Origin of the sequence: Pseudoalteromonas sp. UBA2102 (assembly GCF_002331165.1) — a bacterium.
In the GTDB taxonomy this organism is placed as follows: domain Bacteria; phylum Pseudomonadota; class Gammaproteobacteria; order Enterobacterales; family Alteromonadaceae; genus Pseudoalteromonas; species Pseudoalteromonas atlantica.
In genome coordinates this window covers 23,762-50,124 of record NZ_DCYU01000060.1, presented here as the reverse complement: position 1 = coordinate 50,124, position 26,363 = coordinate 23,762, and the positions used below count along the sequence as shown (strand labels likewise).

26 protein-coding genes are annotated in these 26,363 nt (G+C 41.9%); 7 read left to right on the top strand and 19 right to left on the bottom strand.

The features are described 5' to 3' along the window. Window positions 1–21 precede the first annotated feature (21 nt). On the top strand, window positions 22–852 hold the full coding sequence (gene purU, locus B2R65_RS07770) for a formyltetrahydrofolate deformylase (RefSeq protein ID WP_024033106.1): 831 nt from the start codon (window positions 22–24) through the stop codon (window positions 850–852). Window positions 853–1,161: 309 nt separating this feature from the next. Here purU and B2R65_RS07765 read toward each other — a convergent pair whose 3' ends face one another. From B2R65_RS07765 to acs, 3 genes are all read right to left on the bottom strand, one after another. Next, window positions 1,162–2,757 (bottom strand): AbgT family transporter, encoded by a 1,596-nt coding sequence (locus tag B2R65_RS07765; RefSeq protein WP_054982716.1) that lies wholly within the window; start codon window positions 2,755–2,757, stop codon window positions 1,162–1,164. Between the two features lie 274 nt (window positions 2,758–3,031). Continuing rightward, window positions 3,032–3,682: a response regulator transcription factor gene (locus B2R65_RS07760; protein ID WP_004586197.1), complete on the bottom strand. Its 651-nt coding sequence runs from the start codon at window positions 3,680–3,682 to the stop codon at window positions 3,032–3,034. A 104-nt stretch (window positions 3,683–3,786) separates the two neighbouring features. After that, window positions 3,787–5,727 (bottom strand): acetate--CoA ligase, encoded by a 1,941-nt coding sequence (gene acs, locus B2R65_RS07755; protein ID WP_024033109.1) that lies wholly within the window; start codon window positions 5,725–5,727, stop codon window positions 3,787–3,789. Between the two features lie 418 nt (window positions 5,728–6,145). On the opposite strand from acs, the gene B2R65_RS07750 reads away from it, so the two are divergent. Together B2R65_RS07750 and B2R65_RS07745 are read left to right on the top strand one after the other, a co-directional pair. After that, window positions 6,146–7,315, top strand: a complete 1,170-nt coding sequence (locus B2R65_RS07750; protein WP_286741807.1) for a DcaP family trimeric outer membrane transporter — start codon at window positions 6,146–6,148, stop codon at window positions 7,313–7,315. A 411-nt stretch (window positions 7,316–7,726) separates the two neighbouring features. Beyond that, window positions 7,727–9,853, top strand: coding sequence for a TonB-dependent siderophore receptor (locus B2R65_RS07745; protein WP_286741806.1), 2,127 nt, complete (start codon window positions 7,727–7,729; stop codon window positions 9,851–9,853). Between the two features lie 335 nt (window positions 9,854–10,188). On the opposite strand, the gene recA is transcribed toward B2R65_RS07745, so the two are convergent. After that, window positions 10,189–11,232, bottom strand: coding sequence for a recombinase RecA (recA, locus tag B2R65_RS07740; RefSeq protein ID WP_004586193.1), 1,044 nt, complete (start codon window positions 11,230–11,232; stop codon window positions 10,189–10,191). A 65-nt stretch (window positions 11,233–11,297) separates the two neighbouring features. Then, the gene (locus B2R65_RS07735) at window positions 11,298–11,789 is read right to left on the bottom strand and encodes a CinA family protein (protein WP_286741805.1); all 492 of its coding nucleotides are present in this window, start codon (window positions 11,787–11,789) and stop codon (window positions 11,298–11,300) included. A 21-nt stretch (window positions 11,790–11,810) separates the two neighbouring features. On the opposite strand from B2R65_RS07735, the gene mutS reads away from it, so the two are divergent. Then, window positions 11,811–14,396 carry a DNA mismatch repair protein MutS gene (gene mutS, locus B2R65_RS07730; protein WP_286741804.1) on the top strand — a complete coding sequence of 862 codons (2,586 nt, stop codon included), beginning with the start codon at window positions 11,811–11,813 and terminating at the stop codon, window positions 14,394–14,396. 131 nt (window positions 14,397–14,527) lie between these two features. Here mutS and rpoS read toward each other — a convergent pair whose 3' ends face one another. From rpoS to B2R65_RS07675, 11 genes are all read right to left on the bottom strand, one after another. Further along, window positions 14,528–15,502, bottom strand: coding sequence for an RNA polymerase sigma factor RpoS (rpoS, locus tag B2R65_RS07725; protein ID WP_024033114.1), 975 nt, complete (start codon window positions 15,500–15,502; stop codon window positions 14,528–14,530). Between the two features lie 35 nt (window positions 15,503–15,537). After that, window positions 15,538–16,362: a peptidoglycan DD-metalloendopeptidase family protein gene (locus tag B2R65_RS07720; protein WP_286741803.1), complete on the bottom strand. Its 825-nt coding sequence runs from the start codon at window positions 16,360–16,362 to the stop codon at window positions 15,538–15,540. A gap of 41 nt (window positions 16,363–16,403) precedes the next feature. Beyond that, the gene (locus B2R65_RS07715) at window positions 16,404–16,982 is read right to left on the bottom strand and encodes a YqaA family protein (protein WP_004586188.1); all 579 of its coding nucleotides are present in this window, start codon (window positions 16,980–16,982) and stop codon (window positions 16,404–16,406) included. 9 nt (window positions 16,983–16,991) lie between these two features. After that, window positions 16,992–17,630, bottom strand: coding sequence for a protein-L-isoaspartate(D-aspartate) O-methyltransferase (locus tag B2R65_RS07710; protein WP_004586187.1), 639 nt, complete (start codon window positions 17,628–17,630; stop codon window positions 16,992–16,994). Continuing rightward, a complete protein-coding gene (surE, locus tag B2R65_RS07705; protein ID WP_004586186.1) occupies window positions 17,620–18,384 on the bottom strand; it encodes a 5'/3'-nucleotidase SurE in 765 nt (254 codons plus the stop codon). The genes B2R65_RS07710 and surE overlap by 11 nt, the downstream gene beginning before the upstream one ends. Beyond that, window positions 18,365–19,414, bottom strand: a complete 1,050-nt coding sequence (gene truD, locus B2R65_RS07700) for a tRNA pseudouridine(13) synthase TruD (protein WP_286741802.1) — start codon at window positions 19,412–19,414, stop codon at window positions 18,365–18,367. The genes surE and truD overlap by 20 nt, the downstream gene beginning before the upstream one ends. Continuing rightward, entirely contained in the window at window positions 19,411–19,908 is a 498-nt protein-coding gene (gene ispF, locus B2R65_RS07695) for a 2-C-methyl-D-erythritol 2,4-cyclodiphosphate synthase (RefSeq protein ID WP_273607701.1), read from the bottom strand. Before ispF ends, truD begins: the two co-directional genes overlap by 4 nt. Further along, on the bottom strand, window positions 19,905–20,606 hold the full coding sequence (ispD, locus tag B2R65_RS07690) for a 2-C-methyl-D-erythritol 4-phosphate cytidylyltransferase (protein WP_054982725.1): 702 nt from the start codon (window positions 20,604–20,606) through the stop codon (window positions 19,905–19,907). Before ispD ends, ispF begins: the two co-directional genes overlap by 4 nt. Beyond that, the gene (gene ftsB / locus B2R65_RS07685) at window positions 20,596–20,883 is read right to left on the bottom strand and encodes a cell division protein FtsB (RefSeq protein WP_004586182.1); all 288 of its coding nucleotides are present in this window, start codon (window positions 20,881–20,883) and stop codon (window positions 20,596–20,598) included. The genes ispD and ftsB overlap by 11 nt, the downstream gene beginning before the upstream one ends. A gap of 30 nt (window positions 20,884–20,913) precedes the next feature. Further along, entirely contained in the window at window positions 20,914–21,543 is a 630-nt protein-coding gene (locus B2R65_RS07680; protein ID WP_024033119.1) for a hypothetical protein, read from the bottom strand. A gap of 75 nt (window positions 21,544–21,618) precedes the next feature. Next, entirely contained in the window at window positions 21,619–22,098 is a 480-nt protein-coding gene (locus tag B2R65_RS07675; protein WP_286741801.1) for a DUF2947 domain-containing protein, read from the bottom strand. Window positions 22,099–22,158: 60 nt separating this feature from the next. Between B2R65_RS07675 and B2R65_RS07670 the strand changes: the two genes are divergently transcribed. The 3 genes from B2R65_RS07670 to B2R65_RS07660 are packed head-to-tail and all read left to right on the top strand — an operon-like array spanning window position 22,159 to window position 24,488. After that, a complete protein-coding gene (locus B2R65_RS07670; protein WP_029774266.1) occupies window positions 22,159–22,398 on the top strand; it encodes a DUF1653 domain-containing protein in 240 nt (79 codons plus the stop codon). Window positions 22,399–22,450: 52 nt separating this feature from the next. Further along, the gene (locus tag B2R65_RS07665; protein WP_004586178.1) at window positions 22,451–23,299 is read left to right on the top strand and encodes an AAA family ATPase; all 849 of its coding nucleotides are present in this window, start codon (window positions 22,451–22,453) and stop codon (window positions 23,297–23,299) included. 1 nt (window position 23,300) lies between these two features. Then, the gene (locus B2R65_RS07660) at window positions 23,301–24,488 is read left to right on the top strand and encodes a vWA domain-containing protein (protein ID WP_286741800.1); all 1,188 of its coding nucleotides are present in this window, start codon (window positions 23,301–23,303) and stop codon (window positions 24,486–24,488) included. 692 nt (window positions 24,489–25,180) lie between these two features. Here the strand turns inward: B2R65_RS07660 and B2R65_RS07655 are convergent. The 3 genes from B2R65_RS07655 to B2R65_RS07645 all read right to left on the bottom strand — a co-directional run bounded on the left by B2R65_RS07655 (window position 25,181) and on the right by B2R65_RS07645 (window position 26,348). Beyond that, the gene (locus B2R65_RS07655; RefSeq protein ID WP_004586175.1) at window positions 25,181–25,495 is read right to left on the bottom strand and encodes a helix-turn-helix domain-containing protein; all 315 of its coding nucleotides are present in this window, start codon (window positions 25,493–25,495) and stop codon (window positions 25,181–25,183) included. Then, complete coding sequence (locus B2R65_RS07650; RefSeq protein ID WP_286741799.1) at window positions 25,482–25,760, bottom strand: type II toxin-antitoxin system RelE/ParE family toxin; 279 nt, start codon at window positions 25,758–25,760, stop codon at window positions 25,482–25,484. Before B2R65_RS07650 ends, B2R65_RS07655 begins: the two co-directional genes overlap by 14 nt. Before the next feature lie 132 nt (window positions 25,761–25,892). Beyond that, on the bottom strand, window positions 25,893–26,348 hold the full coding sequence (locus tag B2R65_RS07645; protein WP_064385272.1) for a GNAT family N-acetyltransferase: 456 nt from the start codon (window positions 26,346–26,348) through the stop codon (window positions 25,893–25,895). Between the last annotated feature and the right edge of the window lie 15 nt (window positions 26,349–26,363).

Here is a 26,363-nt window from a genome sequence, read left to right as displayed (position 1 = left end):
AACTGGGTAAGAATGAGGAAAATGAGCTATATACTAACCACCCAATGTGCCGACGATGTAGGCCTAATTGCCAAAATTACAGGGCTTTGCCACGCGCACAATTTAAATATTACACGTAATAACGAATTTGTAGATAAAGACGCCAAGCGCTTTTTTATGCGCACTGAACTAACCGGCGAGCCACAAAGTGACTTTTTATCGCAATTACGCGCTTTATTACCTGAGGGTGCACAACTTGCTCTACATGATGATACAAAAACTAAAGTGGTACTGCTTGCAACAAAAGAAGCACATTGCTTAGGGTCTGTATTACTTAAACAGTTTGAGCAAGCGTTAAATATTGAAGTATTAGCTGTGATTGCCAACTACCCAGATTTAGAGCCATTAGCAAAAGGCTTTGATGTGCCTTTTCATGTTGTTTCGCACGTAGGCCTAAGTCGCGCCGAGCATGATGAAAAAGTAGGTGATTTAATTGCCTCTTATAACCCTGATATTATTGGCTTGGCAAAATATATGCGCATACTAAGCCCTGAATTTGTGGGTCGCTTTGAGAACAAAATTATTAATATTCACCACTCGTTTTTACCGGCCTTTATTGGCGCTAAACCGTATCATCAAGCATTTGAGCGCGGCGTAAAAATTATTGGTGCTACGGCTCACTTTGTAAATAATGAGCTAGATGAAGGCCCTATTATTTTACAAGACGTTACCAGCGTAACACACGCTAATACCGCTGAAATGATGGCTAAAATGGGTAAAGACGTAGAAAAAACCGTGTTTAGTAAAGCCTTACAACTAGCTTCTGAACACAAACTATTTATTAACGGTAATAAAACCGTGGTATTTAGCTAATACCATTGCGCATAATTAAGTGATCTATTTTGAGGGTGGATAAACGTGTTGATAGCAAGGCAAAAAATTCGCTATTTAGTTGCTCTAAATGAGAATTTTTTAACGCAGATAGCGACACGTTTAGCCCCTGAAAATGATTAAGTATTATTGCGGATTGGTATAAGACCCCTTTTTACATACTATAAAGCCAGCAATAGGGTTCACCCCTTTTGCTGGCTTTTTTATGCCTAACAGCTTAATTAGAGTCAGATATTAGCTGTAGCTGTGTTTTATCCGACACCGTAATTAATTGTAAATTGGCATCCACCATTAAGGTGTGTAATAAATAGGTGACTCAGGCCCTACTGGCAAGCCTAAAGCAAACACCCATACGTAAAATAAAATGACCCAACCGATAAAAAACACAATACTGTATGGCAGCATGGTGGCCACTAACGTTCCTATACCCATGTCTTTTTTATATTTAACTGCCACCGCTAAAATTAAGCCAAAATAGCTCATCATTGGGGTGATTAAGTTAGTCACAGAGTCACCAATACGATACGCCGCTTGAATGGTTTCTGGCGCGTAACCAATAAGCATAAGCATAGGCACAAAAATAGGGGCCGTAATCGCCCACTGCGCCGATGACGATCCTAAACTCAAGTTAACCATTGCACACATTAATATAAACAATACAAACACTTCTGGGCCGGTAAGGTTTAACGCTTGTAATAGTGCTGCACCATTAATTGCCAAAATAGTGCCTAAATTAGTCCATTTAAAAAAGGCCACAAACTGGGCTGCAAAAAATACTAATACTATATATAAACCCATTGAGCTCATGCTTTTGCTCATTGCGTTAATAATATCTTTATCGTTTTTCATGCTGCCAACAACACGCCCATAAACAAAGCCTGGCACACTAAAAGTTACAAATATAATTGCGACTATTCCTTTTAAAAAAGGCGAGCCTGCCACTTGGCCTGTTTCTGGGTGGCGTAAAATACCATCGGCAGGAATAATCGTCCAAGCAAATAACGACAGCACCACTAATAGAGCAACACCCGCCCATTTTAGACCGGTTTTTTCTAACGCGGTAAGTGTATCAATATTGTTTTGTGACAAGTCGATACTGGCTTCATCGGGGTTATATTTACCTAAACGCGGCTCTACTATTTTTTCGGTTACGAGTGTACCCAGTGCGGCAATAAGTAATACTGATATCATCATGAAATACCAGTTAGCCTCGGCGCCAACCTCGTACGTTGGGTCAATCATTTGTGCTGCAGGCGTAGTTATACCTGCTAATAATGGGTCTATTGTGCCAAGTAGTAAATTAGCGCTATAGCCGCCAGAAACACCGGCAAAGGCAGCCGCTAAGCCGGCTAAAGGGTGGCGCCCCAAACTATGAAATATCATGGCTGCAAGCGGAATTAAAACCACATAGCCAAGCTCAGAAGCTGTGTTAGACATTATGGCCGCAAACACCACCATAAAGGTAACTAAACGCTTTGACGCGCCCATAACCATGCCTCGCATAGCAGCAGAGAGTAGCCCTGAATGCTCTGCAACACTTACCCCAAGTAGTGCCACTAAAACAGTGCCTAAAGGCGCAAAACCGGTAAAGTTAGTAACCAAGCCAGCCATAATACGCTGTAGTCCCTCAGCACTGAGTAAACTAACAACTTCAATTACTCCATCAGGCGCACGCCCTGCAGCCCCAATCGGTCTTGGGTCAATTGCGCTTAGCCCAAACCAATCGGCAATACCACTTATTAACACAATTGAAACCGCAAATATCGCAAATAAAGTAATGGGATGAGGAAGCATATTTCCTAAAAACTCAACGGTTGCTAAAAAGCGATTAAATAAGCCGTTATTGTCTTTAGGTTGATTATTAGGTGAGTGTGTGGAGTCTGTCATACTTGGCTCTATAAATTACAAAATTGCGCTAACCTAGCATTGTTTGCAAAAGAGATCATGTATAAAAGGTAAATAACGTGTAGGTTTTAAGTTTAAAAAGCGCTGCTTGAGTGTATTGGCTTTTGTGGATTGAAGTTTATTCAGTCTTGCCATATCACCCAGAGCAGCGCATATCTGGTATTTGTAAGCGCTTATCACCTATTAACAGGCAATAAGCTCATTAGCTAGGCACGGCTTTGCCTAACGATAAACAGATTTTAGCGCTTTTAATATTTTAAGCTTGCTCTATTGGTTCTAGTTGTAGTTTAGCTGCAATAAGAACGGCTTGAGTACGGTTATAAACGCCAAGTTTTCTAAAAATTGCGGTAATATGTGCTTTGACTGTTGCCTCAGAAATATGTAGTTCGTAGGCTATTTGTTTGTTTAGTAACCCTTCATGAAGGTATTGCAATACACGATATTGCTGCGGCGTTAACGATGCAACCTGCGCGGCAATTTCTCTGTCTTCTCCTTCTATTTCGGCTACTTTATTTTTTAACTCTTTTGGAAGCCACGTATCGCCTTCTAGTATTTGGTTTATAGCATTAGCAATATCATCTGAAGATGATGACTTAGGAATAAAGCCCATTGCGCCATAACCCATTACCTTAGACACTATGTTTATGTCTTCACTTCCTGAGACAACCGCTATGGGTAAGCTTGGGTAGTCTTCGCGAATGCGGATCAGGCCATATAAATCGCCATTACCTGGCATGTGTAAATCTAGCAGTAATATATCAAGATCTTCTTGTTCGCTAAGCACTTGCAGTGTGCTGTCAAAATCTGATGATTCAAATACCTCTAAATCGTCAAACTTAGCACTTAATGCTCCTTTTAGTGCCTCGCGAAATAACGGATGATCATCCGCTATTAAAAACTGACTCATGGTTCGCTCCTAATAAATTCGGCTGCCAATAAGATATAAAGTACTTACTGACAGCCGATATACTACGTTTAGAATCAACTTGTAATCAAGTTTTTAACGCGCATTTAACGATTTAATCGGTTTTCTATGAGCTCATCTACCACGGTTGGGTCTGCAAGTGTTGATGTATCCCCTAGCTGTTGGTGTTCATTTGCGGCTATTTTACGTAAAATTCGACGCATAATTTTACCTGAACGCGTTTTTGGTAGGCCTGGCGACCATTGAATCATATCAGGGGAAGCTATTGGGCTTAGCTCTTTACGTACCCAATTACGTACTTGAGTTGTCAGCTCATCACTTACAGTAACGCCCTCATTTGGCGTAATGTAAACATAAATACCTTGGCCTTTAATATCATGCGGATAACCGACTACGGCGGCCTCTGCTACAGCTTCGTGAGCAACCAGCGCGCTTTCTATTTCAGCGGTGCCTAAGCGATGCCCTGATACATTAAGCACGTCATCAACACGCCCTGTGATCCAGTAATAGCCATCTTCATCACGACGACAGCCATCACCTGTAAAGTAAACACCGGGGTAAGCACTAAAATAGGTTTGTTCAAAACGTTCGTGGTCGCCATAAACAGTACGCGCTTGTGAAGGCCAGCTATCTAATATCACTAAATTACCGTCAACGGCACCTTCTAGTGTATTACCCTCTGCATCAAATAGAGCCGGCGCAATACCAAAAAACGGATGCGTTGCTGAGCCTGGTTTAGTTTGGGTAGCACCAGGCAGTGGGGTGATCATAATGCCACCCGTTTCGGTTTGCCACCACGTATCTACGATTGGGCAATTAGCATTACCAATATTTTCGTAATACCACGTCCATGCTTCAGGGTTGATGGGTTCACCCACCGAGCCTAAAATGCGTAAACTTTGACGATTAGATGACGCGGTTGGCTCATCGCCTTTAGCCATTAACGCTCGAATAGCGGTTGGTGCAGTATATAAAATGGTTACGCCGTGCTTATCAATCACCTCACCCATGCGCCCTGCGGTTGGGTAGGTAGGCACACCTTCAAATACCACTTGCGTACAGCCATTAACCAGTGGGCCATAAGCAATATAGCTGTGGCCGGTGATCCAACCTACATCGGCGCTACACCAATATACGTCGTCCTCTTGTAAATCAAATACGTATTCGTGGGTCATTGATGAGTAAACTAAGTAACCCCCTGTAGTATGCACAACCCCTTTTGGTTGGCCAGTAGAGCCCGAAGTATATAAAATAAAAAGTGGATCTTCTGCATTCATTGGCTCCGGTTCGCACTGCGCCGGTTGGTCAGCTACAAGCTCATGCCACCAAATATCGTGCTCGTTCCAATCAACTTCGCCACCGGTTAGCTGATGTACAATAACGTGTTCAATGCTTGTCACCGACTCTTGTGCTACGGCTTCATCAACATTCGCTTTTAAAGGAACACAATTACCAGCTCGGCGGCCTTCATCGGATGTGATCACCACTTTAGCGCCAGAGTCTTTAATTCGATCTGCAATGGCTGAGGGAGAAAAACCACCAAATACAACCGAGTGAATAGCACCAATACGTGCACAGGCTTGCATGGCGTAAATGGCTTGCGGCGTCATCGGCATATAAATAGCAACTCGGTCACCTTTTTGTACACCCAGTTTTTTTAAACCATTGGCAAAGCGCGCCACTTCATCATGTAATTGTTGGTAGGTAATGTTTTCACTTTGGTTTGGGTTGTCTCCTTCCCAAATAAGCGCAACTTTATCGGCTTTGGTTTTTAAATGGCGGTCAATACAGTTATAAGAGGCATTTAAAACTCCATCTTCGTACCATTTTATATCGATATGGCCTTTATCAAATGAGGTGTTTTTTACTTTAGTATACGGAGTAAACCAATCTAAGCGCTGGCCATGTTCACGCCAAAACCCTTGTGGGTCATCAATCGACTGTTTGTAGAGTGTATTATATTTTTCGTTATCAACTAACGTCGTTTTTTCAATATGTGCAGGAACAGGATAGATACTTTGTGACATCTCAGTCTCCATTTTAATAACTTGCCATGATTAAAGGATTACTCAGCAGTACTTTATTAAGTATTAGACCTTAGTTGTACAACCCTTCTAATTAACATTTTGTGGTTTATAATCTCGCCGCTCATGACTTTTTTACATAGAAATACAGTATGTTAAATATAAGTAAGTGGCCATTGAATTACTCTTAAACCTTCGTCTTATAGACCAATAGGTGATTGAGTAAATTTTGCACATATTTAAAAGTGGTTTTCGGACATTAAAATAATGATGCAGCCATGCAAGTTAAACACTTATTTAACGAACTCATAGCGTGATGCAAGATAAATAAATTTTTATTCGTAAGTAATACCTGTAGCAAGTAATACATTTGAACGTTTAAAAAGCAACAAACAACAAGTAGCCTTTAAAGGACACCACAATGAAATTTACCCCATTAAAAACTCTTGCAGCGAGTGCTGTATTATGTGCTTTAACAAGCACGGCTTATGCGGCAACTGCAGCTAAAGTAGGTAACACCGAATTTACTTACGGCGGATACATTAAGCTAGATACAATGTGGAGTGATTACTCTGCAGGCGCTCCTGATGGCTCAAATGTAGGGCGTGATTTTTACGTACCAAGTACACTGCCAGTAGGCGATGACGATGATTCGGATGCCGTATTTGATATGCATGCACGTGAGTCACGTTTTAACTTTGGTACGTCAACGTTAATGGATAACGGTAAAACAGTTAAAACTAAAATTGAGTTAGACTTTTTAGCATCTGCACCTGGCGGTAACGAGCGCGTATCAAACTCATATGCTCCACGTATTCGCCATGCATTTGTAACTTACGATGGCTGGTTATTTGGTCAAACATGGTCAAACTTTCAAAACGTGGGTGCACTTGCAGAAACACTTGATTTTGTAGGCCCTGCTGAAGGCACTGTTTTTGTTCGCCAAACACAAATTAAGTACACAACCGGTGCTTGGTCGTTCTCACTAGAAAACCCAGAAAGCACAATTACCACTCAAGGTGGCGCACGTGTAGAAACAGATGATGCGTCACTTCCTGATGTTACTGCGCGCTACACACACAATGCCGATTGGGGTAACTTTGTAGTTGCAGCACTTGCTCGCCAACTTACTTATAAAGTAGGCGATGTTGACGCTGATGAAACCTCGTTTGGTATTAGCGCTTCGGGCCGTGTAAATTTTGGCGAAGATTACCTTAAATTTATGCTTACACAAGGTAAAGGCCTTGGCCGTTACGTGGGCTTAAATGTTGCCCATGGTGCAGTGCTTAATGGCGATGAACTAGATGCAATAGACTCAACATCTGGTTTTGTTGCTTATCAGCATAAATGGACAAGCCAGTGGCGCTCAACTTTCTTATATTCTTTCTTTAGTGCTGACAACAACACCGATCTATTAACAATATCAGGTGACCCTGTTGAATCAAGCCAAAGCTTTAGTGCAAACATTTTATACTCACCGGTTAAGCGTTTAACATTTGGTGCAGAGTTTAAACATGCCGAGCGCGAAACAGAAAGTGGTATTGACGGCGATTTAGAGCGCTTACAATTTTCTGTAAAATACAATTTTTAATTAAACATAGTGATCACAATAAAGCGGCTTAGGCCGCTTTTTTTTTAGCTATACAACGTGAACTCTGCTTAAAAGGTTTATTTAATAGTACTGTGGTAGTAATGGTATTTAAGGGTGCCTTTTTGTCTGAGATTTTCAGTAAATTAAACACGGTTAGCGCTTAAATAAGCTTAAATAGCAGCATTTGGAAGAGCTCAGATAAAAGTTTGCACAGAAATAACACTCTCTTTGCGATTAAGGGATATTACCTTAGCGCTAAACTAAGCGGTTATTTAGTTGCTAAAATCCACTAAATCCCCACAATTTCGGATAACTATTAATTATTTTGCACAAACAACAAACATGTTATTGAAAATCACTCTCATTTAGATTATGTTATGCACTTCTTTTTTGAACCTATTGGAAAAACACATGTCGTCCCAACAAATTTTGCGTTTATCTAAGCTAAGCCTTATTACTTCACTTGTTTTATCTGGTCATGCATTTGCACAAGAAACTACAACAAATACAGATGACTCATTAGAAAAAATAGCAGTATATGGCCAGCATCATAAAAACTACATCACAGAAGATGCGCAATCTGCTACAAAATTAGGCCTAACAATCAAAGAAACCCCACAAAGTATTTCTGTTGTTTCTCGCGCTTTAATGGATGATTTTTCACTAGATGATATTAACTCAGTGCTAGAGAGCACCCCCGGTGTAACTGTAGAACAAATAGAAACTGACCGTACTTATTTTAAAGCCCGTGGCTTTGAAATAACAAACTTTCAGGTTGATGGTTTAGGCATCCCTCAAAGCTCAGGCTCTATTCAGGGCACTTTAGATACGTCTATTTACGACCGTGTAGAAATTGTACGTGGTGCAAACGGCCTTATGACTGGCGCAGGTAACCCATCTGCAACCGTAAATATGGTATTAAAAAAACCAACTTACATAACTCAAGCGCATGCATCTGCATCGTATGGTTCATGGAACAACAAGCGTTTAGAGGTAGATGTTTCAACGCCAATTAACGACGACCACGCTGTACGCGCCGTATTTACCAAGCAAAAAGCGGAGTCATACCTAGATCGTTACGAAACAGATAAAACAATTGCTTATCTTGCTTACGAAGGCAAGCTAACCGACGACACGACATTAAGCATCAACTATGTTAACCAACAAAAAGATGCCGATAGCCCACTTTGGGGCGCACTCCCTCTTTATTACACCGATGGCACAGCAACAAACTACGACGCCTCTACAAGTACGGCATCTGATTGGTCTTACTGGGACAACAGCGCAGAGCAAGTATATGTAACACTTGAGCAAAACCTATCGGCTACGTGGGTTGCAACAGCGCGTTACGCACACATAGAAAACGAGCAAGACTCAGAACTATTTTACGTATATGGCACACCAGATAGCGAAACTGGCCTTGGTTTAACAGGTTACGCAAGCCGTTACGACTACGAAGATAAGCACGATTTATTTGATTTATACGCCAGCGGTAAATTTGATTTATTTGGCCAAGAACACGACCTGTCATTTGGTGTTAGTCAAGCAAAAATGGATTACAACGAGCAGTCGCTTTACGATTACACCACGGGCAACGGCTTTCCTGCAATGCCTTCGCTTGATACGTGGGATGGCGTAGTACCTGAAGCAACCCTTGCTGATGGCTTAAATGGCAGTGACATAGAAAACAAACAGCAATCAGCTTATATGTCTACTCGCATTAAATTAAGCGCTCCGCTAAGTGTGTTAGCAGGTGTACGTTACACTGACTGGGAAACATCGGGCACTGCTTATGGTGTTGAACAAACACGTAACGACAGCGAAGTTATCCCGTATGTGGGGGCTGTGTATGACTTTAATGAATCGCTTTCAGCCTATGCAAGTTACACAGAGACCTTTGTGCCACAAAAAGAGCTTGATATTAATGCCGAGCAATTGGCGCCAGTTACAGGTAAAAGTAGCGAAATTGGTTTAAAAGCACAGCTATTAGACGATCAAGTATTTGTAACCTTTGCTTACTTTGATGCAAAACAAGAAAACCTAGCGGTTGCATTACCTGATTCATTACCAAGCGATACTCGTTATTATGGTGCTGATGGTATCACCAGCGACGGTTTTGAAATTGAATTAAGTGGTAAAGTGACCGAGGATTTAAGTGCAAGTATCAGCTTTAGTAATTTAAGTATTGATGGTGATGATTTAGTTGAAGATTACACGCCAGAGAACCAGCTAAAACTGGCTGCAACTTACCAAGTACCATTTGTTGAAGGCTTAACTTTTGGTGCAAATTATCGTTGGCAAGACTCTGTTAGCCGCGTACAAGTTGAAGATGCAACCGGCGCTGCACTTGTAACCACGAACCAAGATGCTTACGGTATTCTTGATTTAATGGCTAACTACAAAATTACAGAAAACGTTGGGGTTACTTTTAACGTCAATAACACCACGGATGAAAAATACCTACACAGCCTATACTGGGCTCAAGGTTATTACGGTGCGCCGCGTAACTACGCGCTATCTGTAAACTGGCAGCTATAAGTCGCTTTTTTAAAGTACGGCTTTTAAATTTAAACGGCACTTTTTAGTGCCGTTTTTGCTTTCAGCCCCTTTAAGTTAAAACGCTTATCACCCTCCTTGCGCTATCTACCTTATGCAAAGTATTTGCAATACCATGCTTTTATTACGCGCCTCAATTAAAAAGCGTACTTGTTAGCCAGCCTCACTATAAATATGGCTAAGCGCTATTTAAACTGCATCTATTAAAGCCTGTAAGGTTATAGTTTTAGCGTGCTTTAAACACAAAAAGGCGCTAACCACTGCTGGTTAGCGCCTTTTAAAGCTCGGGTCAAATCAAGCTTAGAGAACGTTTACACTTAAAGGTCAGACTCAGCGCCTAATACGTCTTCGCCATCTTCTGGCTCAACCGTTGCTTTTAATAGCAACATATCACGTAACTTACCTTCAATTTCATCTGCAATTTCTACGTTTTCTTTCAAAAACTTAATAGAGTTTGATTTACCTTGGCCTACTTTATTGCCGTTGTAGCTGTACCAAGCACCTGCTTTTTCAACAATTTTGTGCTTAACACCTAAATCAATTAACTCACCTTGTTTAGAAATACCTTCACCATACATAATGATGAATTCAGCTTGTTTAAACGGTGGTGCAACTTTGTTTTTAACTACTTTAACGCGGGTTTCGTTACCGACTACCTCATCGCCTTCTTTAACAGAGCCAATACGACGAATATCAATACGCACTGATGCGTAAAACTTAAGTGCGTTACCACCAGTTGTTGTTTCAGGGTTACCAAACATTACACCAATTTTCATACGAATTTGGTTAATGAAAATACATAGCGTATTTGAGCGTTTAATATTACCTGTAAGCTTACGTAGTGCTTGCGACATTAAACGTGCTTGTAAGCCCATATGCGAGTCGCCCATGTCGCCTTCAATTTCAGCTTTTGGTGTAAGCGCAGCAACAGAATCGACAATAACAACATCTACAGCACTTGAACGTACTAACATGTCACAAATTTCTAGCGCTTGCTCACCGGTATCTGGCTGAGAAACTAACAGCTCATCAATGTTAACACCTAGCTTTTGTGCGTATACCGGATCAAGAGCATGCTCAGCATCAACAAAGGCACATGTTTTGCCTTCTTTTTGAGCCTGCGCGATAACTTGCAAAGTAAGCGTTGTTTTACCTGAAGACTCAGGGCCATACACTTCAACAATACGCCCCATAGGCAAACCGCCTATGCCTAAAGCAATATCAATCCCAAGTGAGCCTGTAGATACAGCATCAATATTTAGGGCTTTGTTATCGCCCAGTTTCATAATTGATCCTTTACCAAATTGACGCTCAATTTGTGATAGTGCAGCGTCCAGCGCTTTTTGTTTATTATCGTTCATTCTGTTCTCCAAATCCGGCTAATGCGAACAAGTATACTGTATGAAATCACAGTATCAAGTGAAATTTATAATTTTATCTTCTCGATAGTGCTTTTCAATGCAAATTCAATAGCTTGAATTCTAATTTGCGCTCTATCGCCGTTAAATATTTGCTTAAACGTAAATTGTTCATTGGCAATTTGTATGCAAAACCACACAAAGCCAACTGGTTTATCGGACGTAGCGCCACCTGGCCCAGCAATGCCCGAAATTGCCACGGCAACATCAGCTTTGGCAACGCTTGCGGCACCAAAAGCCATCTCTTTTACTGTTTGCTCACTCACCGCACCAAATTGCTCTAGCGTAGTATTGGCCACATTAAGCAGTTCATGCTTAGCTTCATTACTATAAGTAACAAATGCGCGGCCCAAATAACCTGAGCTACCTGGCGTATCTGTAAGCGCATAACTCACTCCGCCACCAGTACATGATTCAGCGGTAGTGATCCATAAGCGTTTATCCGTTAAAATAACGCCCAATTGCGCAGCAAGTGTTTTAATCTCTTGATGTAATTCCATATTCAGCCTTTGGGTAAATACATGTCGTTTGATCTTTATGCACCGCACACTATAAAACAACAAACCCCTATGATGCAGCAGTATCTAAAAATAAAATCAGAGCATCGCGATATTTTATTGTTTTATCGTATGGGGGATTTTTATGAACTCTTTTTTGACGACGCTAAACGCGCGGCCCAACTACTCGATATTTCGCAAACGCATCGCGGTAAAGCCGGCGGCGATCCTATCCCTATGGCGGGTGTCCCTTATCATGCAGTAGAAAACTATTTAGCTCGTTTAGTGCAAATGGGCGAATCGGTTGCTATATGTGAGCAAGTTGGCGACCCTGCAACCAGTAAAGGGCCAGTAGAGCGCAAAGTCGTACGTATCGTTACTCCGGGTACTATTTCAGATGAAGCGCTATTGCAAGAACGCCAAGATAACTTACTCACTAGCGTATGGCAAAATAAAAAAGGGCTATACGGTATTGCCTACCTTGATATAAATTCAGGGCGCTTCAACGTAGTTGAAGTTAACACCGACGAAGCATTTACTTCAACCTTACAGCGCTTAGCACCCGCTGAGCTTTTATACTGTGAAAGCTTTGAAAACACACATTTAATTGAGCATATAAAAGGGGCACGCCGACGCCCTGAGTGGGAGTTTGACCTAGACACCGCGCAACACTTACTGTGCGAGCAGTTTGGCACCAAAGATTTAGTTGGTTTTGGTGTAGATAAAGCGCATGCTGCTTTGGTCGCTGCGGGTTGTTTAATGCAATACGTAAAAGATACACAACGTATTGCGCTCCCTCACATTCGCGCTATTACGCTTGAGCATAACGAGCACGCAGTTATATTAGATGCGGCAACGCGCAAAAATTTAGAACTAACCGTTAATTTATCGGGCGGCTTTGAAAACACCTTAGCGCAGGTACTTGATAAAACCGCCACGGCCATGGGGTCGCGTTTACTTAAACGCCGCATTCATACACCTGTGCGTAATAAAAATGAGCTTAACTCACGTTTAAATGCCATTAGCGCTATTTTAGATGTGCAGTTATATGGCGAGTTACACGATTCATTAAAAGAAATTGGTGACATAGAACGCGTAATAGCACGACTTGCTTTATGCACCGCACGCCCGCGCGATTTGACCCGACTGCGCAGTGCCCTACAAGCACTCGCACCACTGCACGCATTATTAAACGATGCTAATGATGAGCGTATCGCTAGCATTGTTCGCCATTCTCCAGAGCTGCCTGAACTACAAGCTTTACTTGAGCGTGCTGTTATTGATAACCCACCGGTACTAATTCGCGATGGGGGCGTTATTGCTCCAGGCTACAACAGCGAACTCGATGAATGGCGAAACTTGAGTAAAGGCGCTACCGATATACTTGAGCAACTAGAGCTTAGAGAGCGCGAGCGCACCGGGATCAGCACATTAAAAATTGGCTATAACAAGGTACATGGCTTTTTCATCGAGGTAAGTCGTGCAAATTCACACTTAGTACCTGCTGATTATATTCGCCGCCAAACACTTAAAAATAATGAACGCTACATAATACCTGAACTAAAAGAGCACGAAGACAAAGTGCTTGGCAGCCAATCAAAAGCTCTTGCGCTTGAAAAACAATTATATGAAGAGCTATTTGAGTTTATAGCCCCGCATATTGAACAGCTTCAAATAATGGCTGGCGCATTAGCCGATTTAGATGTATTGAATAACTTAGCAGAGCGAGCACAAACGCTTAACTATGCTAAACCGCAACTATGCGATGATGATAATATATTCATTAAACAAGGTCGCCACCCCGTGGTAGAGCAAGTAATGAAAGAACCTTTTATTGCCAACCCTGTGGAGCTAAATAGCCAGCGTAAAATGTTGATTATTACCGGTCCAAACATGGGTGGTAAATCAACCTATATGCGCCAAACAGCACTTATCGTATTGATGGCGCATATTGGCTGTTATGTCCCTGCTGATAGTGCAAAAATTGGTAATATTGACCGTATATTTACTCGCATTGGTGCAAGCGACGATTTAGCCTCTGGTCGCTCTACTTTTATGGTAGAAATGACAGAAACCGCCACAATATTAAATAATGCAACTGCGCAATCTTTGGTATTAATGGATGAAATTGGCAGAGGTACCAGTACCTACGATGGCTTGTCACTTGCTTATGCAACGGCTGATCATCTGGCACAAAAAATATCTGCTAAAACATTATTTGCTACGCACTACTTTGAATTAACGGAACTTGCCGAGCAAAAAACCGGGCTGGTGAATGTACACCTAGATGCCATAGAGCACAACGACACCATTGCATTTATGCATACTGTGCTTGATGGTGCAGCAAGTAAAAGCTTTGGCTTACAGGTCGCAGCGCTTGCCGGCGTGCCTAAAGCCGTGATAGCCCAAGCAAAACAAAAGCTTAAACTGCTCGAAAACCACCAAAGTGTAACAGCGCCTAATGCTGAGCAACAGGCGTTTTCATTTGCTAATGAGTTACCTGCGCCTGAGCCTTCTGAAGTTGAGGAGCAGCTCGGTGCCATTGACCCTGATAACCTATCGCCGCGTCAAGCACACGAACTTCTTTATAAATTAAAAGCACTACTTTGAATACAGGTAACTTGAGCGGTGGTTAAGAGGCTGATAACACTGTAAATAGTATTTCTTGGGGGTCGTAAGACATAAAAAAAGCTGAAGGTTTTATCCTTCAGCTTTTAAACACATAGACATATAAAAGGGAGTTACGAGAACTGGTCAAACAAACTTTCTGTGCTTAACCCTTCTTGTTGTAAAATATCTTTCAAACGACGTAATGCTTCTACCTGAATTTGTCTTACGCGCTCTCGCGTTAAACCAATTTCACGGCCAACATCTTCAAGTGTTGATGGCTCATAGCCAAGTAAACCAAAGCGACGCGCTAATACTTCACGTTGTTTAGGGTTTAACTCACCTAACCAATCAACAATATGTTTGTTAATATCATTGTTTTGAACTTCGCCCTCAGGGCCTGCGCTTTTTTCATCGGCAATAATGTCTAACAGTGCGCTGTCGTTCTCACCGCCAATTGGCATATCAACTGAGGCAATTTTTTCGTTTAAGCGTAGCATTTTAGTTACGTCTTCTACGGGTCTACCTAAGCTTTCAGCAATTTCTTCAGCAGTTGGCTCATGGTCTAGCTTTTGTGTCAGCTCGCGTGCTGTACGCAAGTAAACATTTAATTCTTTAACTACATGTATTGGCAGGCGAATTGTGCGCGTTTGATTCATAATGGCGCGTTCAATTGTTTGGCGTATCCACCACGTTGCATAAGTCGAAAATCTAAAACCGCGTTCTGGGTCAAACTTTTCAACAGCGCGAATTAAACCTAGGTTACCTTCTTCAATTAAATCTAGAAGTGCTAATCCTCGGTTGTTATAACGGCGGGCAATTTTTACAACTAAACGTAGGTTACTTTCAATCATACGCTTGCGAGATGCTTCACATCCACGTAGCGATTTGCGGGCAAAAAAGACTTCTTCTTCAGCGCTAAGTAGGGGAGAAAAACCAATTTCTCCTAAATAAAGTTGGGTTGCATCAAGGTTTTTAGTTACTTCCTCTTTTGCAAATATCTCTTCTTCGTTATCAACCTCTTCAAGTAATGCTGCAGTTTCTTCTACTGCGGTGTCATCAAATTTTTCGTCGGTGGTGTTTTTGTCAAGTTTTGCTGCGTTAGCCATAAGCCTTCTCCCGAGCAATTATCAATACCTAAAAATTAGGGAAGGTATTTAGCAGGATTGACAGCTTGCCCACGGTAGCGAATTTCAAAACGAAGCGCAGTGACCGAAGATTCTGACTTGCCCATTTCTGCTATTTTTTGTCCTGCCTTAACTTTCTGCTTTTCTCTAACAAGTAGTTTCGAGTTATGTGCATAAGCACTTAGGTAATCATCATTATGTTTCAAAATGATTAAATTACCGTACCCTCGAAGCGCATTACCCGCATACACCACCGTTCCTTGTGCTGCGGCTAAAACTGAAGCCCCTGTACGGTTAGTAATCTGTAAACCCTTGTAACCGTTTTCCTTATTAGAAAAGCGTTTAGTCACTTTGCCCTTTGCAGGCCAAAACCACTTTACTTTACTTCTCGACGAAGGTTTAGCATTACTAACTATTTCATTGGCTTGTTTTCGAACATACTCTCGTTGTTTCGGCTGATCAAGATTTTTCTTTAATTTTTTGTTAGTTTTTTGTTTTATTTTAGTGGGTGTTATTTTTTGTTTAACGGGTGAATTGCTAGCAACCGCATGGCTAGTGGTGGCTGCAAGCGAAATAACTTGCCCAGGATAAATAACATAAGGTGATGGAATTGAATTGTTTTTTGCAAGCGACCTAAAATCTTGCCCTGCACTAAAGGCAATGGAATATAAAGTATCACCCTTTTGTACTGTGTATTTATTTCCATTAATGTTAATGCCTTTTTGAAAATCATTAACATTAGTATTGAGGCTACTAACAGGAGCAGGAATATGGCGAGATGAACACCCCGAAAGCAAAACAGCAATAAATACAACTGCATATAATACGTACTGACTATTCAAGGTGTTTTGCTCCGAAATTTAAAAAGTACTACTTTTGCTTGTTAGCGTAATAAAAAGTAAGCAACCGCTATTAATATAACTAAACCCCAACCAAGTACTTCAACATATTGACGTAATTTTTGCTCCATTTTAACCCCGCCCCACTTCATTAAAGCAGAAACTAAAAAGAAACGCGCACCGCGGCCAACGGCAGACGCTATTAAAAATGGTAAAAATGCCATTTGTAATACCCCTGCACCAATAGTAAATACCTTATAAGGGATAGGTGAAAAGCCTGCTAAAAATACCACCCACACGCCATACTCTTTAAACCATGTAAGCGCTGTTTCAAACTTTTCTTGCCAGTGCATCTGCTCAATAAAGGGCTGTACAACAGGCTCAAATAACCAGTAACCTAAAAAGTAACCTACAATCCCCCCAAGTACTGAAGCAACTGTTGCAAAGCTTGCAAAGCGCCACGCTTTACTTGGCTGAGCAAGCGACATAGGAGCAAGCATTACATCCGGTGGTACCGGAAAAAAAACGGACTCAGCAAAGCTCATGGCTGCTAAATAGCGCTCAGCAAAGCGGTGTTTTGCCCACACTAGGGCCATATCGTATAACTTAGTAAACAATTTCAACGTGAATTCCTATTCAATATCACCAGGGACGAGAGGGACAAACCGTACTGGTGCAATAACATGCTCTGTGAAGCTATCGCCTTGGCGAATAACCATGGTTAATTTTTGTTCTTGCTCTCCAATGGGGGCAAGGAGTACACCGCCATCAGCTAGTTGTGCAAGTAAGTCTTGGGGCACTTTTGATGCGGCCGCGGTAACTATAATACCATTAAACGGGGCCTGTGATTGCCAGCCTTGCCAGCCATCTGCGTGTTTCATGGTTACATTGTATAAATCAAGTTGGTGTAAACGGCGTTTAGCCTGCCATTGCAGTGCTTTTATACGCTCGACCGAATACACCTTATTAAAACACTTGGCTAACACTGCGGTTTGATAACCAGAGCCTGTGCCAATTTCTAACACTTTGTCGCGTACGCCAGCCAAATGAAGCAGCTCGGTCATACGCGCCACAATATAAGGCTGCGAAATAGTTTGCCCTTGCCCTATTGGCAACGCCGTGTTTTCGTACGCCTTGTGTTTTAGTACATCATCAATAAAGGCATGACGTGGTATATCTGCAATGGCTTTTAATACCTGTTTGTCTTCTACCCCTTCTTGCTCTAATAGCTTAGAAAGCGCAATAGCACTGCGCGAGTAATTAGCCAGCACGGTTTATCTCCATTTCAGCTAACCACTGCCCAACCGCTTCAATACTTTCTTTTGCTGTCATATCAACACTTAACGGTGTAACTGAAGCATAGCCATTATTAACAGCGTAAAAATCAGTGCCCTCACCGGCATCGCTTTCAATACCAAGCGAGCCATACCAAAAAATATCACGCCCCCATGGGTCCGTTTGTTTGGTCATGGTTTCGGCTTTATGTCGAGCGCCTAAACGCGTAACTTGCACCCCTTTTAGCTCACTTAGAGGAATATCGGGTACATTTACGTTGATAATTTGATCTTTAGGCAGTGGGTGCGATGCCAGCCCTTTAATTATGTTAACGGTCACAGCTGCTGCGGTTTCAAAGTGCTCACCATGGTGCGAGCAAAGCGACACGGCAATAGCAGGCAAGCCTAAATGGCGCCCTTCGGTCGCCGCAGCCACAGTGCCTGAATACAATGTATCATCGCCCAAATTAGCGCCGTGGTTAATACCTGCTACGACTAAATCAGGCGTTTCATCTACTAACTGATTAACCCCTAAATGAACACAATCAGTAGGTGTGCCATTAACCGATATAAAGCCGTTTTCAAGCGTGGTAGAGCGCAGTGGATTTATTAACGTTAACGAGTTACTGGCACCACTACAGTTACGATCAGGGGCTACAAGGGTTACATCGGCAATTTGCGTAAGAGCCTGGTATAAAACAGCAATCCCTTTAGCGTTTACACCGTCGTCGTTACTTAGCAGTATCTTCATTTTGACTGTCCTTTTCTTTTCGCTCATTAGGGCTTGCATCGGTGTAATCCACCAGCTCACGTAAAAGTGCGGTAGCAAAACACCCTTTAGGCAATCCAAAGCTTAATTTTAAAGTCGTTTCGTCTAGTGTTTCTATGGTTAAATCTTGCGGAATGAGACGCAGCATACGGCGCTCATTTTTAAGGCCTAATTCGCCTAAGCCCTCACACCATGCTTGGTATGGTTTTAGCCATAATTTTTCTTGATCAGTTAAGCCCTTTTCGCTTTTACCAACCATAGGAGCCGACATCATAATATCGCCAGAGGCTAAACGCGCTATGTTTTCATCGCTTATTGCATCTTCAAAAAATGCGTTACTACCGCTTAGCATAAATACTTCACGGTGCATGGTTTTAGCTAACCCATGCTCTTTAACACGTAAGCTCACTATTTGATTAAATACATGTGAACGGGCAGCGGAGATAATAATACCGCGTAGTTTTTTATCGCGAATGCGCTCGCCGGCAAACATTTTTTCGGCCATAACTAAATTATGCCCATCGCGGCCAAAGCGCTGCTCGCCAAAGTAGTTAGGCACACCCGCACGCACGGCATTAATGCGGCATAAAATATCAAGCGGCTGGGTTACATTACGAAGCGTAATAGTGAATCGGTTTCCTTTGTGGCAACCGGTGCGTAATTTACGTTCGTGGCGCTGTTGCGAAACCACAAAAATGCTGTCGCTATTGAGTTCACTAAAATCAATGTGCTTTTTAATGGGTACTTTTACGCTAAACCATTGGCTACACACGCCGTGGCGGTCTTTCATGCCGGCATAGCTTACTTCGCGCGGTGACACTCCAGCCTTTTGTGCAATTAACTTAGCCACATATTGCGTGTTTTCACCTTTTTTAACGACCTGTAAGCATACATGCTCACCACTGCCGGTAAATTCTATGCCGAGGTATTCATCAACCATAAAATCTTCAGCAACGGTTTTAAAGTCTGCTTTTGAAAGGGGTGCACCGTATAGATAATTTAAATCGCTCATGCGCTTGCTGTACTCTCAAGCGCTTTGCTCATAATAACCACCGCATGGCTAGAAATACCTTCTTTACGCCCTTCAAAGCCGAGCTTTTCGGTGGTGGTCGCTTTAACATTGATTTGTGAAAGCTCGCAATTTAAATCGCTGGCTAAATTAGAGCGCATAGCGTGGATGTGTGGCAACATTTTAGGAGCCTGCGCCACAATAGTGACATCGCCATTGCCCAGTACATAACCTTGCTCTTTGGCAAGGCCTACAACATGGCGAAGTAAAATACGGCTATCTATATTTTCATACTCGCTCGCCGTATCCGGAAAATGCTTACCAATATCGCCCATTGCCAACGCGCCTAAAATAGCATCGCATAATGCATGAATAGCAACATCGCCATCTGAGTGTGCTAAAAAGCCCTGCGGGTAATCTATTTTTTCGCCGCAAATTGTTATTGGGCCTTCGCCACCAAATTTGTGTACGTCAAAACCATGGCCAATTCGAATCATAATGCTTGCTCGTTTTGTTGTTTGTTTAATAAAAACCCCGCTAGGTCTAAATCCTCCGGCGTGGTTATTTTAATATTGTCGCTGCGCCCTGCAATTAGCTTAACGGGTTTATTTGCCCACTCAATGGCACTGGCTTCATCGGTAATAGTTACGCCTTCACAAAGCGCACGTTGCAACGCATTTTTAAGCTCGTCATATTTAAAAAACTGCGGTGTAAGCGCTTGCCATAAATCATCACGAGGCACGGTTTGCTCGCTATGCGTGTTACCACGCTTTATGGTGTCTTTTACCTTGCTTGCTAAAATACCGCCTTCGTCGTCGGCTATACAATGCGCTATTAAGGTTTCAATATCGTTAATAGTGACTAAGGGGCGGGCTGCGTCGTGCACCAGCACCCATTCAGGAGGGTTATTTTCTAAAAATAATAGGCTATTAAGCACTGAGTCTGCTCGCTCTTGCCCGCCGTTCGCGCGTAAAATTCGCGAGTCTATGTGCGCAAGCGAGTCAAAATAAGGGTCGGTTTGACTAACGGCGACAACTATTTGGCTTAAGCTTTGTAATTGCGAAAGCTTACAGAGCGTGTGCTCTAAAATAGTTTTTCCTGCCAATTTAATATACTGCTTAGGTGCACTGTGCTGCATTCTGCTGCCTACGCCGGCAGCGGGTACAATGGCAGCTATTGAATTATTATTTTTCATGTTGTTTGCCCGGTAAAACACGTATAAATGTTTCATCCGGTTTAATCATTCCTAATTCGTTACGAGCGCGCTCTTCTATGCCTTCTTGACCAAGCTTTAAATCTTCTATGTCGGCGGTGAGTACTTTATTGCGCTTAATTAGTTTTTCATTAGTTTGTTGATGAGAAGCCACGGCTGCTTTTAAACGCGTATAGTCTTGCACACCGTTATGTCCAAACCAAAGTCGGTATTGTATAAACAGTGCTAAGCACAACAGGCCAAGCTGAAAAAACCGCATTTAACACTCCCTATTCGTTTTTAAATAAAATTAGGCTCGTGGGCGTTTTATATTACGCCAATTAATATTACCCGCTAATAACATTTCTCTAAGTGAAAGCAACCTAGGTGCGCAGCGTTTTGAAAATTGCCACTGATGCCCGCAACACGCCGCTGTTAAACTCATTTTACTGGGTTTTACCAACTGCGCATTCGCTTGCTCTAGGCCCTTGCCAAAAAAATCAAACCAGCCTAGTTCATTACAGTGCAGTTTATTGTCGCTTACTTGATCTATGCTGTCTATTCTTAGCCTCACTTGGTCATGGCTATTTATTAACACCGGCACTATTAGCCCCACTTGGGCATATTTTTTATAAAAAAGTTCATTTGCCTGAGCGTTAACCTCTGGCGGTGTTGGCTTTTGTTTTTCAAGCCAAGAGCCATTTTGTGAGTCGAGCGTAAACGGCGAACTCCCATTGGCAACCAAAGTGGCCGCCCGTTCTATATAATACGGTAAGCTTTTTAATTGGCGGCGTAGTTTATCGGCATTAGGCTCAGCAACTAAGCGCTGTACCTCTCGCTGATAAAACGCATTGCACAATTGTGCATACAGCACTTTTTGCGCATCACTTTGCCATATTTCTTGCTGCTGAGCTGCAAGTGGCTGACTCTTCGCTACCAATAGTTATACTCAAAAAACAATTAGGTAGCTGTTTTATAGCACAATAGCGGCTATTTTTTAAGCGCACTAGGCAATTTAAACGCTTGGCTTTTCACCTAATTTAGCAATGCCGCTTTCTAAAAATTGCACCACGGTATTACGCTTTTTACCAATTAATAAACTGCCATCAGCTAAAAACATAAAGTTTTGCCAATTACGTTTAAATACATCGAAGGTGGTTTCTATAACGTTATCGCGTGCCATACAAAAATAAACGGTGGTATTAGCCTGCCAATCTAAATGATCCAAAATGGCTTGTGGTAAGCTTTCGTCGCCATTTTCCCACGCATCTTCCCAATTTACTTCGTCGCTAAAGCTTTCTTCTTTACCGCACCAATCAGTTTTATCAAAAAAATCGGGGTGGTCGAACTCGCGGCTCACCATAGTGCTCCAAAGCACCGCAGCACGTTCGCTGGTCATTGGCTTAATACGCGCAGCGTCTTCTTCAGATACAGGGAGGTCTTTATGACGAAAAACCCAGGCTTTTTTGTGATCATCGAGCGAAATATAATTCATAGTGTTGGTGTATTCTTTGGCATAATAAAAAGCAAACGCAATTATACAAGAGATCAAAACATGACTACAGCAATAAAACCGCTTTCCCTCAAACCAGGGATATATCAACACTACAAAGGCCCACAATACAAAGTATTTTACGTAGCAACACACAGTGAAACCGACGAGCAACTAGTTATATACCAAGCCCTGTATGGCGAGTACGGCATGTGGGCACGCCCACTAAGTATGTTTTTAGAAACCGTTGAAAAAGATGGACACACTATTCCACGCTTTGCCTACCTTGGAGCTGCAGATTAACTATGGCATTATAATCACATACAACACTGATCAGACCAGGCAAAGGGAACCCGTGCAATTTAATTCTACCGACAACTACATCGCTAGCAGCTCGCTTAAACAGGCTGTAAATGCCGCTATTATGCTTGAAAAACCCTTATTAATTAAAGGTGAGCCAGGTACAGGTAAAACCATGCTGGCTGAAGAGCTTGCTAAAAGCTTAGATACCGAGCTTATTCAGTGGCACATTAAATCAACCACCAAAGCACAACAGGGCTTGTACGAATACGACGCGGTATCGCGCCTACGCGACAGCCAATTAGGCGATGAGCGCGTACATAATATTGGCAACTACATTGTTAAAGGTAAACTGTGGCAAGCGTTTAACTACGCTGAACTTAACGGCAAACGGCCAGTGCTTTTAATCGACGAAATAGACAAAGCCGACATCGAGTTCCCAAACGACTTACTGCTCGAACTTGATAAAATGGAGTTTCATGTTTACGAAACTAACGAGCGCATTGTAGCGAAAGAACGCCCTATTGTGATCATCACGTCAAACAACGAAAAAGAACTACCAGATGCCTTTTTACGCCGCTGCTTTTTTCACTATATTGATTTTCCAAGCAGCGAAGAAATGCAGCAAATCGTTGATGTGCACTACCCTAACGTTAAACAAGATTTAGTTCGCCAAGCACTCGAAGTATTTTTTAACTTACGTGAAGCCAACGGTCTTAAAAAGAAACCTTCCACCAGCGAATTACTGGATTGGTTAAAGCTTTTAATGGCAGAAGATATAGACGCTAAAACACTGCACGATAAAGCCCAAAAAGGCGGCTTAATGCCGATGTTTGGCGCACTGCTTAAAAATGAGCAAGACATAAGCCTCATCGAAAAACTTGCGTTTATGAGTCGTCGCTAACATGTTAGTACAGTTTTTTTTCACGCTGCGCAAATACCGCTTACCGGTAAGCCTGCGCGAGCTACTCGATTTAATAAACGCCTTAAAAAAAGGCGTTATATTTGCCGATGTAGATGGCTTTTACCATTTAGCCCGCACCATAATGGTAAAAGACGAAACCCATTTTGACAGGTTCGACAAAGCCTTCAGCGACTATTTTAGCGGTATTGCCGACCTTGATTTGCTTGAAAGTTTAAAACAACAGCACAACTTACCTAAAGATTGGTTGCGCAAAGAGTTTGAAAAACACCTAAGCGATGAAGAAAAAGCCCAGCTAAAAGCCATGGGCGGGCTCGACGAGCTAATGAAAACCCTAAAAGAGCGTTTACAAGAACAGCAAAAACGCCACGCAGGCGGTAATAAATGGGTGGGCACCGGCGGTACATCACCTTTTGGTGCATATGGCTATAACCCAGAAGGCGTGCGTATAGGGCAAGAGGGTAACCGTAATCGCCAAGCGGTAAAAGTGTGGGATAAGCGCGAATACCGCAATTTAGACTCTGATCGCGAAATTGGCTCTCGTACTATTAAACTCGCCCTTAAAAAATTACGTAAATTTGCCCGCACAGGCGCAAGTGACACCCTTGATTTAAACGAGACCATTCGCGCTACCGCCAAACAAGGCGGCATGCTGGATGTAAAAATGGCACCCGAGCGCCACAATGCCGTTAAAGTATTAATGCTGTTTGATATTGGCGGCTCAATGGATGACTACATTCATACCTGCGAAGAGCTATTTAGCGCAGCCCACAGCGAGTTTAAACATTTAGAGTTTTACTACTTTCATAACTGTTTATACGAGCACGTTTGGCAAGACAATGCGCGCCGCCACTCAAACATAATCGACACCATGACGCTGATTAATAAATTTACCAGCGACTACAAGGTCATATTTGTAGGTGATGCCACTATGGGCCCATACGAAATAGCCTACCCCGGCGGCTCAGTAGAGCACTACAATGAAGAGCCCGGCAGTGCATGGTTGCAACGTATAACAAACCACTTTGATAAAGTCGCCTGGCTCAACCCACAACCGGTTGAACACTGGCCGTACTATCAATCCATTGATTTTATTAAGCAGCTGATGGATAACAGAATGTACCCATTGAGTTTAGATGGAATAAGTAAGGCAATAAAAGAGCTGAGTTAGAATGTTAATTTACGAAGGCTCAAAACTAGTAGCGAATCCTCCAGGCGTGAACCTATAACTTTGTTGGGTGGCGCCTTTGGCTTAACCAACCTACCTTTGACGTAGGTCGGATAAGTGGCGAAGCCACGCCATCCGACGATAATGATGAATTAACTAGAAACAACCCGACTTACTGCGCTAAATATGAGCTGTTGAAATTTCAAGCAAGGAAAGGCTAAATAATGATACCTACCCTTATCCTATAAATTATTATTTGCACTCTTCTATATAAGGTTATAATATAAACATATAACCAAAAGGAATATGGTTATAACAAAAAAGCCTAAGCGATTATAAATCAACTTAGGCTTTCTTTAGGTATTGACCATTTGTAAATTGCTAATGCCATACCCTTTTGCGTGAGAACTAAAGGTTAGCATTAGCACGGTAAAATGGTCAATTAATTTAAACCATTTGACCGAGAGGTGCATCATGCAAATCACGATTAAAATTAGTGAGAAGTTTTTAGCTGATTTAGTAAGGTTAGTTACTTCAGTTTCTCCAATCTTGTTAATCATCAATAACTTTATGTGACAATTATTTAACTGATAAAAAGAAAGGATTCTTTTTATATTTCAACATTATACCTTGTAGCTCAACTGCGCTTTATTCATTTTAAAACATAATAAAAATCGTATTACAGTGTCAAAGCCCTACAATTCAGCTATATGATTCAATGTTTCAGGATGTCGCTGCACAAGCTTTAACAAGGTAATTGCTTGCCCATTCGGTGCACTACGCCCTTGCTCCCAGTTTTCGAGTGTTCTTGCTGATGTATGTAGAATGTTTGCAAATACACCGCGCGACATATTAAATGTTTCTCGAATATTTACTATTTCATCGGGTGAGATAGCAAGATCGTTAATATCATTTACTGCATGAGTACGTAACGTTAGCTTTCCTTGTGAATGCGCTTTAGCATCATCAAGTGCTGTCGTTAATTCTGAAAATAAATCACGTTTGCTCATTGCGCCATACCTCTAAGAATTCTTTTAATTGCTTTTTCTGATCTGCTGTTAAATCGGTTACTTCGTTTTTACTGTAAATAGTGAGTAGATAAAAACGTCTTTTGTCGTCCAAGTAATAATATATAACTCTTGAACCGCCACGCTTACCTTTTCCTTTGCTCGCAACTCGAACTTTACGTAAGCCGCCTGTTCCTTGAATCACATCGCCCTGTTTTGGGTTAACCATGAGGTCTGCTTGAAATAAACGATATTCGTCATCACTCAAGTACAGCTCTCGGTACTTTTCAAATATGCTTGATTCAACAAATAGGCTTTTCATACATAGAAGTATACGCAGATAGCGTACAAATTCAATTAAAGATTTTAAATGGGCGGCAGCTGGTATCTTTTGCTTTAGCTAAAGCACTTTACTCATAAACAAGCTATACGGATCTAGCTGATAATCACCGAACGGCTCGCACTCTTTAAAACCAAATTGAGTGTAAAGCTTTTGCGCAGGTAAAAATGCTTTTGCTGTTCCAGTTTCTAGGCTTAACTTTTTATACCCTCGCAGTGTTGCTTGCTCAATAATATGCGTGAGTAACTTAGCGGCTATGCCTTGGCGTAAATAGTTGCTTGAGGTGCGCATTGATTTAATTTCGCCATGCGTTGTATTTAGTGCTTTTAAAGCACCAACACCCGCTAAATTATTATCAATCCATAAGCTATAAAAAATTATATCGGGCTGAGTGAGTTTAGTTACATCCAGCGCATGTACGCTTTCAACAGGTGAGTGTTTTAGCATATCGTTATGATGCGCTTGTAGTAACTTTATAATGTGTGGGTTTGAAAGCTCGTCTGTTCTAATATCCATTTACACCCCATTTAA